This window comes from Pseudoalteromonas rubra (assembly GCF_005887115.1).
Lineage (GTDB): Bacteria > Pseudomonadota > Gammaproteobacteria > Enterobacterales > Alteromonadaceae > Pseudoalteromonas > Pseudoalteromonas rubra_F.
On record NZ_PNCJ01000183.1, the window covers coordinates 1 to 235 of the forward strand.

At 38.3% G+C, this 235-nt stretch carries 1 protein-coding gene; it reads left to right on the forward strand.

Annotated features, from left to right (window positions below):
- Positions 1–235: methylmalonyl-CoA mutase family protein (locus CWB98_RS23680; RefSeq protein WP_212751169.1), on the forward strand; the 235-nt coding region annotated here is incomplete at both ends.

Here is a 235-nt window from a genome sequence, read left to right on the forward strand (position 1 = left end):
TGAGACCCTGAAACATACCGGGGAGTTGCCATTAGTTGGAGTAAACACTTTCCTTAATAAAAAAGGAAGCCCTACTATTTTACCGGGTGAAGTAATCAGAAGCACAACAGAAGAAAAAGAGCAACAAATTCAAAATTTAAAAGCTTTTCACCAACGTAACGCCGGAAAGAGTCAACAGGCGTTGAAAGATTTACAATATGTTGCTATCAATAATGGCAACTTATTTGCCGAGTTG